Genomic DNA, 12471 nt, shown 5'->3' on the forward strand with positions numbered 1-12471 from the left:
GCGCCCTCCGGCGATCCATCGAATGCCCGTCCGGACTAGTGACCGGCCTCGTACCAACTCGAACCAACACCGATCTGGACGTCGAGCGGGACGGACAGCTCAGCTGCGGAACCCATCTGCTCGATGACCAGCTTCTCCACGGCCTCGCGTTCCCCTGGGGCAACTTCGAGGACGAGTTCGTCGTGGACCTGGAGCAGCAATCGCGACTTGAGGCCCTGGCTGGCGAGTTCTGCCGCGACACCCAGCATGGCGCGCTTAATGAGGTCCGCCGCGGAACCCTGGATGGGTGAGTTCAGTGCGATGCGCTCGGCGGCCTCGCGCGCCTGGCGGTTGGTGCTGGTCAGGTCCGGCAGGTAGCGACGGCGGCCCTCAATGGTAGCCGTGAATCCCTCTGTCCTGGCCTGGTCCACGACGCCACGGAGGTAATCGCGAACTCCGCCGAAGCGGTCGAAGTAGTCCTTCATCAGCGTCCGGGCCTCGTCCACGGAGATCTCCAGCTGTTTGGACAGCCCAAAGGACGTGAGGCCGTAGGCCAGGCCATAGGACATCGCCTTCACCTTGGAGCGCATGGCGCTGGTGACGTCGGCCGGCTCGACGTTGAAGATCCGTGATCCGACGAAACGGTGCAGGTCCTCGCCATCACGGTAGGCCTGGATCAGAGCTTCGTCGCCGGACAGGTGCGCCATGATGCGCATTTCGATCTGGGAGTAGTCGGCGGACAACAGGCACTCGTAGCCTTCACTGACCACGAAGATGCCGCGGACACGACGTCCTTCCTCACTGCGGACCGGGATGTTCTGCAGGTTGGGGTTGTTGGACGAGATACGGCCGGTAGCTGCGATGTTCTGCGCGTACGTGGTGTGGATGCGCGCGTCATCTGCCACGGACTTCTTCAGCGTCTCCACCATTTGAGCCAGCTTGGAGGATTCGCGGTGCGCCATGAGCTGGACCAGGAACTCGTGGCCGGTCTTCTCCAGCAGGCCTTTCAAGGACGCAGCATCCGTGGTGTAGCCGGACTTGATCTTCTTGGTCTTGGGAAGTCCCAGTTCATCAAAAAGAACTGTCTGCAACTGCTTGGGCGAGCCAAGGTTGACCTCGTGCCCAATTGCCGCGAATGCCTGCTCCTGGGCATTCTCGATCACCTTGGTGAGGTCCGCGAGTTGCTCATCCATGCGGTCCGTAGACACATAGATGCCTGTCAGTTCCATCTGGGCCAGCACGCGTGCCACCGGAAGTTCCAGGGTGGTCAACAAGGCATCAGCCTTGATCTCGGCAAGTTCCGTTTCGAAGTGTTTGCTGAGCGCATGCACGACGGCGGCATGCTGGACGAGTGCTGTTGAGGCAACCTCATCAGTGTCGCCGGACAGGTCCAATTCCAACTGGCCTGACTGGGCTGCAGCAGCTGCCAACGTGATCTTCAAGTGAACCTGGGCCAGCTCGGCGAGGTCATAGCTGCGACGGTCAGGTTGGATCAGGTAGCCGGAGATGGACGTGTCATCCACCACGCCTTCCAGGCCAAGGCCGCGGTTGTGCAGAGCCTTGAGAGCCGACTTGAACTCGTGAAGGACTTTGGCTTCCTCGGGATCCTGGAGCCAACGGGCCAGGACAGACTCTGCGTCCGCGTCCAGCCCCGCAAGGTCAATGAAGGCTGCTCCGTTGTTCCGCACGATGGCCAGCGCGCTGGCGTCGTCGCCAATACGTCCCGGCACCAACTGAACAGCAACGGCTGAACGAACACCCGATCCGGCAGCGAAGAACGCCTCAAGTGCTGCCGCGTCAGTGAGTCTGGCAAATTCCGGTGCTTCTATGGTGTCCGGCGCAGCTCCGGCAGTGTCGTCGCCGTAAAGATCGAAAAGTCTGGTGCGGAGGGTCCGGAATTCGAGCTCTTCAAAGAGTTCCTCGATGGCCTGGCGGTCCGGCCGGGGCTCGTGCAGATCGGCCAACGTGACCGGCAAGTCCAGATCGGTCAGAAGTTGGTTGAGCCGGCGGTTTCGCTTGACGTTTTCAAGGTTCTCCTTGAGCGCTCCACCCACCTTGCCGCCGATCGCATCAAGGTTCTCCAGGATGCCCTCAAGGCCTCCATAGAGGTTGATCCACTTGGCGGCGGTCTTGGGGCCAACGCCCGGAACTCCGGGAAGGTTGTCCGCAGTCTCACCCACCAGGGCCGCCAGGTCCGAGTACAAGCCTGGCTTGACGAAGTACTTCTCCTCGATGGCCGCAGCGTCCATCTTGGGGATGTTGCTGACACCCTGCTTGGGATAAAGCACAAAGACATTGTCATTGATGAGTTGGAACGCGTCCCTGTCACCGGAAACGAGAAGGACTTCAAAGCCTGCGGCGTCGCCTTGTGCCGCCAGGGTGGCCAGGACGTCGTCTGCCTCGTATCCGGGCATGGCGATGGTCCTGATGCCCCAGGCTTCCATCACCTTGGCGATCAGGCCGATCTGGCCGGCGAACTCGGCTGGGGTGGCGTTGCGGCCGCCCTTGTATTCGCTGTACTCAGCCTTACGGAACGTGGTGTCGTCGGAAACATCGAAGGCTACGGCGACGTGGGTGGGCTTCTGATCCTTGATCAGGTTGATCAGCATGGAGGTGAACCCGTGCACGGCATTGGTGTACTGACCCCTGGCCGTCGAGAAATTCTCCGCAGGAAGGGCGTAGAAAGCCCGGAATGCCATGGAGTGGCCGTCCAGGACCAAGAGCCTGGGCCGGCCCTCCCCCGTGATGCTGGTGGATGGTGTTGCAGAGGGGGCGGGTGCTGTAGCGATGGCAGCAGCTTGGGCCGTTGGAACCTGGTCCGGTTTGGTTGTTTCACTCACAGGTGCCAGCCTAGTTGGCATGATGGACAATTTCACGCCGAACCGGTTTGTCGACGAGCTCAACGAGGCAGGTGTGCCGGAAGAATTCCACGATTGGCTCTCGGCGCACGGGGTGGGCGCCCTGGTGGTGAAACTCGGCATCAAGTTCACCGAAATGAGTGCCGAGCGCACAGTGGCCACCATGCCGGTGGAAGGAAACACGCAGGTTGCCGGCATTCTCCATGGCGGAGCGCACGTGGTCCTGGCCGAGACCCTGGGATCGTTTGCTGCTTCCCTGCACGCAGGCAGGGGCCGGCATGCAGTCGGCATCGAAGTGGGTGCAACCCATCACCGTTCCGTTGCCACCGGCCTGGTGACAGGCACGTGCACCGCCATTCACCTGGGCGGCACCCTTGCCACGCACGAGATCGTCATCACTGACGAGAAGGGCCGCCGCCTCTCCACGGCACGCATCACCAACATGATCCGCGACAACCGCCACTGAGACCGGCTGACGCTCAGCCGGTGCTCTGCGGAAGCCGGTAATGCAGCTCAGCCGCGGCCCCACCGAGGATCCTGGACGAGAGCAACTCCAGTGGCGCCGTCGGGCCGTTCAACGGCAACAGCCGCTTTCCGGCGCCCAGCACCACAGGAATAATGGTGACAATTATCTCGTGGAGCAGTCCTGCATTGGCGAATTGCGCCACGAGGTCCCCGCCACCCACCAACCAGACGTTCTTGTCGCCGGCATCCCTCAGGAGATCCGGAGCGAACTCGTGGACGTCACCGCGGACGAAAGTAATATCAGAGCCTGCGGGTGCGGAGTACTCATGGTGCGTGAAGACCCAGCATGGGGTTTCCGGATACGGCCACTTGCCGGGCTCGTGCTCCATCAACCAGCGGTAGGTGTCTCCGCCCATGGCAATGCAGCCAACTCCCGCCATGAACGCCTCGATGCTCTCATTGACGCCGTCCACCTTGTCGAACTGCAGGAGCCAGCCAAGGTCGTCATCCGGGGAAGCGATAAATCCGTCAATGGTTGAAGCTACGTAGTACTGGAAAATCGACATGGCCCCAGACTAATCAGTCGGCAGAGGCGTTCCCATACTCCACGCGGACGCTCCCGTCATCGGGCAAAACCACTACCCTCCCCTGGGCCAGGTTCCACCCCTCATTCAGCAGGAAGATCCGGCCGCCGCTGACCACCAGAAGCCGGAGGCCGGTGTAGCGGAACAGCGGCGCAGTTTCTGTGCCGACTGAATCCTCACGGACGTTTGGAACGGTTACTGCCAATCGCTCTTTGCTGTAGACCACAGCCGTGGGCAGCAGCCCCGAGCGCTCCTGGTAGTCAACGGCAGCCCCGCGACCCAGCGCCTGTGCGTAATCGGAGGTGCCCCAAAACAGCAGCAGCGTGACAAGGGTGAACACCAACGCCCTTTCAAGTGCACGCGGAGTGATGCGCAACGCCCGGCCCGCAGGCTCCACGGCGCGGCGCCGAACGCTGAGTCCCCAAGCTCCCACGACGAGGCCGGCCGCGATGAGAAAGGGCGCATAAAGAACGATCTGGCCCGGCCGTGCCACGATTACTGTCCACATCACGGCTGCATAGGCGAAGCCCAGTACCGTCACCACCGTCGCAGTTCTGCGGATGAGCGTCCGGTGGTCTGCCGAGTCAAGGAGCCGCGACACCGCCCGGTCCAGGATGAGCCACAGCAGTCCAATCACCACGAGCCACGCCAGCGGCTGGAAGAGCGATTGGATGCTCCTGAGGATGAAATCCTGCACCGTGTATCCGAACAGGCTGACATCCAAGCCCATGGCCTTGGCCTGCGCATCCGTCCGGGCCCAGCCGAAATAGACCAGCAAGGCCGTGGCAACTGTCAGAGGGGGTCCAATGACAGAGAGGACCTCCAGGGTCCTTTGCCATCGGGTGTTGATGAGGCTGCGTTCTTCGGACTCCTGCGGTTCACTCACGGCGCGGCCGTCGAGGATGCTGCATTTGGCGTTGGGGCGGGCGTGGTGGTGCTGCCTGGAGGACTCGTTGGCGGAACGGTCCCGGCAGTTTCCGACGCCCCGGGGCTGCTGCTGGAGGTGCTGGAATCCTCGTAGAAAAACGTGACTGTCCCAGCGACGTCCACCGTGTCAGTGATGCTGATCCGAACTGAGTCCCGGCCGTTCGCCGGCGGCATGCGCAGGTAAACAATGCCGTAGTCATCCCTGTCGCCAACGAATTCAACGTCTGCTACGGCGCCGTCGAAGAGGACGTCCCCCACGCGAACGTAGTAACCGTCAAGGCGCACAACAGTGCCGCCTGTACGAGGACCCGAGGCCCTGGATGTTCCCGGAACCGGCTTCAGGTCCTGGTCCACCACTGTCAACCCGACCAACTGGCGGGGGCACGCCTCGCCCTGGCCTGGCTCCACCTTGAAGGCAACGCCGGGATTGCTGCGATGTTGGGCCACCAAGGACGCCGAGGTGGCCGCCACCCTGGACTCCAGGCATTGTGTCTGTGGAATCCGTGGTGTCGCGGCCACAGCATTGGAAGCTTGTTGCCAGTCCTGCTCGCTGCCGCTCTGCAAGGCCCGGCATACAGCGGCGCCCGCTAACCAGACAGCGGCATCCTCGGCGCCTTCCACACTCTGCGCCAGGGCGTCGCACTGGAATTGCTGGAGCAGGAGATAACGCTGCCCTGACGTGGGGTCATTCGGACCGACCGGCCCAATGGGGACCCACCGCACCACCGGCGCCTCTGCCTGTGGTGCCCCGGGACCGGCGGGACCTGCCGGCTGCCCGGCGGTGGGTACGGCGACGGTTGAGGCGGGCTGTGGCATGGTTCCTGACCGCGACGAACTGGCGCTGGTATCCGGGGACAGTCCGTCAGAGGAGGGCGGGAGGCAAGCAGACAGACCCAGCACCAGGACCGGAAGCAGCGCCAGTCCGATGATGTGGCTTCGGGAATGGCACTTCATGACAGCCCCACATCTGCCGGATCACAACCACGCAGTTATGTGCATAACTACACTGCTGATTATTCTCCCGAATGGACGTGACTGCCAGAGAGGGAGCTACTTTCCGAAGTACGGAACGATCAGATAAATGCCAAACAGCACGGCAGCTCCACAAATGGCAAAGCACACGTAGGCAAGGGAGCGCATGAGGCCGGGCGACTTCTGCTGCGCATCACCGGCGATGGCCGTAAGGCGGACACCCAATGAGTACAGGACCACCAACGTGACGGCGGAGAAGAGCGTGACTCCGGCTACCTGCAGCAATTCCAACCATTTCATCGCTGCACATCCTCACTGGGGGTGGTCTTTCGGGACTTCTTTTTCTTGCGGAACCGCACTGCGTGGCCGGCTTCCTCAACCTCGACGGCGTTGTGGTGGCCAACGTGCGACTTGCGGGAGGCCACGAACATGAACAGCACGGCGGCCGTGCCTGCAACGGCGGCAATGATGACGCCCACAACGCCAGTGCCCACCAGCAGGGCCGTCAAGGCACCGACAATCGCCGAGGCCGGCAGCGTAAAGAGCCACCCCAGGGCGATCTTGCCGGCGGTGCCCCAGCGAACCGAGGTGCCTTTGCGGCCCAGGCCCGAGCCGATGACGGATCCGGAGGCGACTTGCGTGGTGGAGAGGGCAAAACCCAAATGGGACGAAGCAAGGATTGCCGAGGCCGTGCTGGTCTCAGCGGAGAAGCCCTGGGCGGGCTTCACTTCCGTGAGTCCCGAACCCATGGTGCGGATGATCCGCCAGCCACCTGCGTAGGTACCAATGGCGATGGCGAAGGCACAAGCTGCAATGACCCAGAACTGGGGGCCGGAGCCCGGCGTCTGCGTGCCTGCGGCAATCAGGACCAGGGTGATGATGCCCATGGTCTTCTGGGCGTCGTTGGTGCCATGGGCGAGGGCTACCAGGCTTGAGGTGAAGATCTGGCCGGTACGGAAACCGCCGCGCTTCTGCGTGAGCTTGTCACCGGTTTCCGGGTCATGCCTCGAGGTCAGCGCATACGCAAGACGGGTACAGATATAGGCCACGAGGCCTGCGATGAGCGGCGCGAAGATCGCGGGCAGGATCACCTTTTGAAGGACGGTTTCAAAGTTGATGGAGTGGAACCCGATGCCCACAACGGCGGCGCCGATGAGGCCACCGAACAGGGCATGGGAGGAACTCGATGGAAGGCCCTTGAGCCACGTCACCATGTTCCAGAGGACCGCCCCCATGAGACCGGCAAAAATGATGTCCGGTGTGATGTGGATGCCGTCCGTGCCTTCCCGGATCAGACCGCCGGAGATGGTCTTTGCCACTTCCGTGGAGAGGAACGCCCCTACGAGGTTGAGGACAGCGGCCAGGGCGACGGCCGTCTTGGGCTTGATCGCCCCCGTAGCGATAGGCGTAGCCATCGCATTGGCTGTGTCGTGAAACCCGTTGGTGAAGTCAAAGAATAGGGCCAACGCTATTACCAGCGCGACCATGAAGGTGATATCCACCTGTTGCCCAATCTGCAGAGTCGACGTTCAGCAGTTTCACTTCCCCATACCTGCCATCCACAGCATAGTTCAGCAAATGTTCAACTGACTCGACTTGCGGGATTCTCTCTGGCGGGCTTGAAACCTTAAGAATCCTACGTGCCATACCCTGAGTGGACAAACGTGCCGGGGCTCCGGTTCAGCCCAGAAAGGCCTTCACGGCCGCGAGCTCGCGACGCGACAGACCCTTGCGGGGATTCGGTGAGATGCAAAGCACACGGTCCTGCTGGTACTCAGCCCAGGATCTGGCATCGGACTCCTGGCTGAGTTGATCGTCGAGCCAGATGATCCGCTCGCTTCCAGCGGCGGCCAGGTCCTTTTGGAGTGCCACGAGTTTCCACCATTCGGGCCCTTCGTCCCAACCCTGGCTGGACAGTACCGGCCAGTCCTGCCCGTTCAGTCCGATCGCAGGGCACAGGAACTCCGGGGCGAGGCGTTCCCACGTGGTCAGCCAAACAAAACGGGCGGCAGGGTGGGTGGCAAGAGCGTTGAGCTCAGCGACCACCTCCGGGGCGAAAGCGACCTCAAGGATCCCGGCGTCGGCAATGCTCCATTCGGTGCCCCAGTCCGTGGTTCCGGCCGGACTAAAGGGATTCACCACGCCGTCGACATCCAAATAGATGGACACCGGCACTACGGCTTCTTCCTCGGATCCCATGGACGATCCCCCTTCCCCAATGACTGAGCCTCAGCCTACGGGACGACTGTCCAGTACGAGTCAAATCAATCCCTTGACGTTCGTCATGGAAGTGATAATCTCAAACCATGGAAAAGCCCGCAGTCCATTCCCCCCAAAGCGTCCGCCAGATCGAGGACACCGTCCGCACTGATTTCCGGCATGCGATGTCCTATGGCGGATACCTGGACCTTGACAGCCTGCTGAGTTCCCAGCACCCGCTCAGCCAACCGGAGCACCACGATGAGTTGCTGTTCATCATCCAGCACCAGACCAGTGAACTCTGGCTCAAGCTGGTGCTCCATGAACTGCTGGAAGCCCGCAGGCTTTTTGACGCCGACAACCTGGGCAAAGCCCTCAAATGCATTGCCCGCGTGAAGGCCATCCAGCGCACCATGACGGAGCAGTGGTCCGTGCTGGGAACCCTTACGCCCCGTGAGTACGCACAGTTCCGCGGCTTCCTGGGCAGCTCGTCCGGTTTCCAGTCGTATCAATACCGGGGTGTTGAGTTCCTGCTGGGCAACAAGAACCGTGGCATGCTGCGTGTTTTCGAAAGCGAGCCGGAAGCCCACGCGCTGCTCAGCACGCTCCTGGAGGAACCCACGCTGTACGATGCCTTCCTGGCGGTGCTCGCCCGTGCCGGATACGACATCCCTGCCGTGATCCTTGAGCGCGACAAGAGTGAACCGTGGACGTTCCATCAGGACCTTGTGCCCATCTTCCAGCAGATCTACGAATCCGACGACACTCCTTGGGGCCTCTACGAGGCCTGCGAGGACCTGGTGGATATCGAGGACAATTTCCAGGCCTGGCGTTTCCGCCATCTGCGGACAGTCCAGCGCACCATCGGTTTCAAGGTAGGCACCGGTGGATCGTCCGGAGTGGACTTCCTCAAGCGCGCCCTGGACCTGACCTTCTTCCCAGAGCTCTACGCCGTCCGCACCGAGATCGGCAACTAAGCACAACATCGGGGCAACGCCGCCCACTACTTCCGCAGGAGGAACCATGACCACCGCACAGCAGACCCAACGGCCAACCTCTGCCGAGTTGGACGCCGCCGATCCTCTCGCCTCCCAGCGTGATGCCTTCTACACGCCCGACGCCGATCAACTGGCCTCGTACCTCGACGGGAACTCATTGGGACGCCCGTTGAAGGTTACGGCAGCGAACCTTGCCTCCTTCGTCCACGACGCCTGGGGCAGCCGGCTGATCCGCGGCTGGGATGAGCAGTGGATGGATGAGCCTACCGCTGTGGGTGACCGCATTGGCGAAGTGGTACTCGGCGCTGCCCCCGGGCAGACCACTGTTGGCGACTCCACGTCCGTCATGCTGTACAAGATGATTCGTGCCGCCGTGGACGCCCAACCTGGTCGGGATGAAATCATCATTGACCGCGACAACTTCCCCACCGACCGGTTCATCATCGAAGGCATCGCCAAGGAACGCGGAGCAACCATCAGGTGGATCGCCGCCAATCCCGCCAGCGGTGTCCGGGTTGAAGACCTGGACGGGCTGCTTGGCGAGCGGACTGCCGTGGTGGTCCTCAGCCATGTGGCCTACCGCTCGGGATTCCTGGCAGATGCCAAGGGGATCACCGCCAAGGTGCGTCAAGCCGGGGCCCTCATGCTGTGGGACCTCTGCCACTCCGTTGGCTCGGTGCCCCTGGAGCTGGACGAATGGGGAGTTGACCTCGCCGTGGGCTGCACCTACAAGTATCTCAACGGCGGGCCGGGCTCGCCCGCCTTCGCCTACGTGAACTCGTCGCAGCAAGACCGTTTGCAGCAGCCGATCTGGGGTTGGATGGGTGCCGATAATCCGTTTGGGATGACGGACGCCTACCGGCCGGCTCAGGGCATGCGCCGTTTCATCACAGGAACCCCGCCGGTCCTGGCCATGCAGCCACTCAAGGACATGGTGGAACTGATCGCCTCTGTGGGCATGGACGCCGTTCGTGGGAAGTCCATCAAGCTCACCGAGTACGCCATTGCTCTGTCCGAAGAACTCCTGGTACCGCTGGGCGCCCAAATCGTCAGTCCCCGGGATCCGGCTGAGCGTGGCTCGCACATCACTGTGGACCACCCCCTCTTCGCGGATGTCACTGCCAAACTGTGGGAGAAGGGCGTCATTCCCGACTTCCGCCCCCCGCACGGCTTGCGTATTGGCTTGTCGCCCTTGAGCACCAGTTACGCCGAGGTTGAGCTGGGAGTGGCTGCCATCCGCGACGCGCTCTCCGAGCTGCTGTGAGCCGGGGATGAGTTCCGTTCTTGACGACATGGACTCCCGGCCCGGGAGTACTACGTCATTGCTGCGTACCGTCGTAGGCCTGTATCTGCGCGACGCCGGTGGTTGGATGTCCGCCAAGGACATTGTGACGCTGATGGAGGCCCTGGGCACGTCCGGGACAGTCACCCGGACGGCCCTGGGCCGCCTGCGCAAAAAGGATGTGGTGTTGCAGGAGGCCCGTGACGGCGTCCCCGGATTTACCCTGACTGATGGTGCCGCCGGCATGCTGGCCCGGGGCGACCGCCGGATTTACAACCCCCGGAGCATGTCTGCACAGGATCCCTGGTGCTTGATCTCTTTCTCCATCCCTGAAACGGAACGGGAAAAGAGGCACCAGCTGCGGCGCAGGCTCCATTGGATCGGTTGCGGGACGGTGGCGGCAGGGCTGTGGATCTGCCCCGATTCCTTGCGCGGGGAAGTGGAGGAAATCCTGGCCGACCTTGGCCTGCGGGACTTGACCACCATCTTCGTGACGGAAGCACCGCTGGTAGGTGGCAGCCTCCAGGACGCCGCGTCCAAGTGGTGGGACCTGGAAGCCGTGGCCACTCTGCACAGGGACTTTATCGACGAGCACAGCGCGGCCGTTCCCCTGCAAGGGGCTGCTGCCGTGGAACCTGACTCCGGGGCCTTTGCCACGTATGTCCAGTGCATTGACCGATGGCGGATCATTCCCTACCTCGACCCCGGGCTGCCGGCAGCATTCCTGCCTGCGGATTGGCCCGGGGCCGAGGGAACACGGTTGTTCAACAGGATCGTGGCTGCCTACGCCGAACCAAGTGCGGAGTTCGTGCGCAGTACGTTGGGTGAAAGCGCCGTGGTTACGGTCTCCTGATTCCCACCCCGCGCCAGTAGGACTCGCCGAGCTCTTCGAGAGGGGTCTTGGCCGTCTCCCTCGAGAAGAAGGCGGCCACACCCGCAATCACCATGCACAGGACCGCGAAACTGGCTACGGGCAACCAGCCGTCATGGCCTTTGCCCAGCAGCAGCCCGGCGATCAAGGGGGCAAAGCCAGCCACCACCAAGCCCAACTGGTTGCCCAGGGCCATGCCGGAGTACCGCACCGGCGCCGCAAAGAGTTCCGCAAAGTACGCAGGCCAGATTCCGTTGAAGCAGGAATAGAGCAACGTCATATTGACGAATGCCGCAACAAACACCAGCAGGATGTTGCCAGTAGACAGTGTCCAGAAGTAGGCGAAGATCGTCACCGAGCAACCGATGGCAGCCGTCAGGAGGAGTGGCCGCCTCCCCACCTTGTCCGAGAGTTTGGCTGTCAGTGGCATCACGAACATCGACAACCCGATGGCCACCGCGTTGACGGTCAGGATCGAGGCCTTGTCGAAACCAGCCGAATTGGTGGCATAGGACAAGCCGAACACCGTAAAGATGGTCTGCATGACGGACATGATGGACATCCCGGCTACGCGTGCCACGTCCGCCGATTGGAAACGCAGCACCTCCCGAAGCGGCATGGGAGCAACGGCCCGGCGGTCCTTCGCTTCCTCGAACACCGGCGTCTCATCCAAATGGGTCCGCACCCAGTAGGCGATGGCCAGAACCACGATGGACAACCAGAACGGCACACGCCAACCCCAGGTCATCAGGGCTTCGGTGGGCAGCGCTGCTACGGGGATGAAGACGAGGGTGGCCAGGACCATCCCGGAGGCGTAGCCGGTCATGACGAAACTGGTGAAGAAGCCGCGGCGGCCTTCAGGAGAGTGCTCCAACGTAAGAGTTGAAGCACCTGCCGACTCCGCACCGGCAGAGAAGCCCTGTGCCAGGCGTCCGATCACCAACAGGATGGGGGCCCATACGCCGATCTGGCTGTAGCTGGGCAGGAATCCGATGCCCAGGGAAGCCAACCCCATGACGCCCAGGGTGATGAGCAGTATTTTCTTCCGGCCCAGTTTGTCGCCGAAATGGCCCATGACCAGGCCACCCACGGGACGTGCCACGTAGGCCACCCCAAAGGTCGCAAAAGCGCCAATCAGGCCTACCGAGGGGTCTTCAGACGGGAAGAACAGCGGACCGAAGACCAGCGCTGCAGCTGAGCCATAGATGCTGAGCCATAGATAAAGAAGTCGTAGTACTCCAGGGTGCTACCCAGAAAAGAAGCAAGAGCCGCTTTTCCAGGAGTTTTGCGCAGCGTTGTTGACTGCCGGGTTGTGATTGACATGGCTATTCTCCTT

At 62.2% G+C, this 12471-nt stretch carries 12 protein-coding genes; 4 read left to right on the plus strand and 8 right to left on the minus strand.

Annotated features, from left to right (window positions below; translation table 11 throughout):
* Positions 1-35 precede the first annotated feature (35 nt).
* Complete coding sequence (gene polA, locus BLW08_RS07790; protein ID WP_254779788.1) at positions 36-2678, minus strand: DNA polymerase I; 2643 nt, start codon at positions 2676-2678, stop codon at positions 36-38.
* 160 nt (positions 2679-2838) lie between these two features.
* Between polA and BLW08_RS07795 the strand changes: the two genes are divergently transcribed.
* A complete protein-coding gene (locus BLW08_RS07795; protein WP_090821274.1) occupies positions 2839-3303 on the plus strand; it encodes a hotdog fold thioesterase in 465 nt (154 codons plus the stop codon).
* A 13-nt stretch (positions 3304-3316) separates the two neighbouring features.
* Here BLW08_RS07795 and BLW08_RS07800 read toward each other — a convergent pair whose 3' ends face one another.
* The 6 genes from BLW08_RS07800 to BLW08_RS07825 form a co-directional block, all read right to left on the minus strand.
* On the minus strand, positions 3317-3868 hold the full coding sequence (locus BLW08_RS07800) for a dihydrofolate reductase family protein (protein WP_091324227.1): 552 nt from the start codon (positions 3866-3868) through the stop codon (positions 3317-3319).
* A gap of 13 nt (positions 3869-3881) precedes the next feature.
* Positions 3882-4772, minus strand: coding sequence for a hypothetical protein (locus BLW08_RS07805; protein ID WP_254779761.1), 891 nt, complete (start codon positions 4770-4772; stop codon positions 3882-3884).
* Complete coding sequence (locus tag BLW08_RS07810) at positions 4769-5767, minus strand: hypothetical protein (protein WP_091324228.1); 999 nt, start codon at positions 5765-5767, stop codon at positions 4769-4771. Before BLW08_RS07810 ends, BLW08_RS07805 begins: the two co-directional genes overlap by 4 nt.
* Before the next feature lie 96 nt (positions 5768-5863).
* Positions 5864-6085, minus strand: a complete 222-nt coding sequence (locus BLW08_RS07815; protein WP_090821269.1) for a hypothetical protein — start codon at positions 6083-6085, stop codon at positions 5864-5866.
* Entirely contained in the window at positions 6082-7287 is a 1206-nt protein-coding gene (locus BLW08_RS07820) for an inorganic phosphate transporter (RefSeq protein WP_090821267.1), read from the minus strand. Before BLW08_RS07820 ends, BLW08_RS07815 begins: the two co-directional genes overlap by 4 nt.
* A gap of 178 nt (positions 7288-7465) precedes the next feature.
* Positions 7466-7984: an HAD domain-containing protein gene (locus BLW08_RS07825; protein ID WP_090821265.1), complete on the minus strand. Its 519-nt coding sequence runs from the start codon at positions 7982-7984 to the stop codon at positions 7466-7468.
* 107 nt (positions 7985-8091) lie between these two features.
* Between BLW08_RS07825 and kynA the strand changes: the two genes are divergently transcribed.
* From kynA to BLW08_RS07840, 3 genes are read left to right on the plus strand one after another with little or no spacing between them, the layout of a single operon-like run.
* Positions 8092-8961, plus strand: coding sequence for a tryptophan 2,3-dioxygenase (kynA, locus tag BLW08_RS07830; protein WP_091324229.1), 870 nt, complete (start codon positions 8092-8094; stop codon positions 8959-8961).
* A 46-nt stretch (positions 8962-9007) separates the two neighbouring features.
* Positions 9008-10246 (plus strand): kynureninase, encoded by a 1239-nt coding sequence (locus BLW08_RS07835; RefSeq protein WP_091324230.1) that lies wholly within the window; start codon positions 9008-9010, stop codon positions 10244-10246.
* Positions 10247-10253: 7 nt separating this feature from the next.
* On the plus strand, positions 10254-11117 hold the full coding sequence (locus tag BLW08_RS07840; protein WP_091324232.1) for a PaaX family transcriptional regulator: 864 nt from the start codon (positions 10254-10256) through the stop codon (positions 11115-11117).
* On the opposite strand, the gene BLW08_RS07845 is transcribed toward BLW08_RS07840, so the two are convergent.
* Positions 11104-12342: an MFS transporter gene (locus tag BLW08_RS07845; RefSeq protein ID WP_368086876.1), complete on the minus strand. Its 1239-nt coding sequence runs from the start codon at positions 12340-12342 to the stop codon at positions 11104-11106. The two genes, BLW08_RS07840 and BLW08_RS07845, sit on opposite strands and share 14 nt — an antisense overlap.
* Positions 12343-12471 lie beyond the last annotated feature (129 nt).

This window comes from Arthrobacter sp. cf158 (assembly GCF_900106835.1).
GTDB lineage: Bacteria > Actinomycetota > Actinomycetes > Actinomycetales > Micrococcaceae > Arthrobacter.

Coding starts and splice junctions, on each gene's coding strand:
- polA (WP_254779788.1), bottom strand. CDS start 2,678: ATGGCATTCCGGGCTTTCTACGCCCTTCCTGCGGAGAATTTCTCGACG.
- BLW08_RS07795 (WP_090821274.1), top strand. CDS start 2,839: ATGATGGACAATTTCACGCCGAACCGGTTTGTCGACGAGCTCAACGAG.
- BLW08_RS07800 (WP_091324227.1), bottom strand. CDS start 3,868: ATGTCGATTTTCCAGTACTACGTAGCTTCAACCATTGACGGATTTATC.
- BLW08_RS07810 (WP_091324228.1), bottom strand. CDS start 5,767: ATGAAGTGCCATTCCCGAAGCCACATCATCGGACTGGCGCTGCTTCCG.
- BLW08_RS07815 (WP_090821269.1), bottom strand. CDS start 6,085: ATGAAATGGTTGGAATTGCTGCAGGTAGCCGGAGTCACGCTCTTCTCC.
- BLW08_RS07825 (WP_090821265.1), bottom strand. CDS start 7,984: ATGGGATCCGAGGAAGAAGCCGTAGTGCCGGTGTCCATCTATTTGGAT.
- kynA (WP_091324229.1), top strand. CDS start 8,092: ATGGAAAAGCCCGCAGTCCATTCCCCCCAAAGCGTCCGCCAGATCGAG.
- BLW08_RS07835 (WP_091324230.1), top strand. CDS start 9,008: ATGACCACCGCACAGCAGACCCAACGGCCAACCTCTGCCGAGTTGGAC.
- BLW08_RS07840 (WP_091324232.1), top strand. CDS start 10,254: ATGAGTTCCGTTCTTGACGACATGGACTCCCGGCCCGGGAGTACTACG.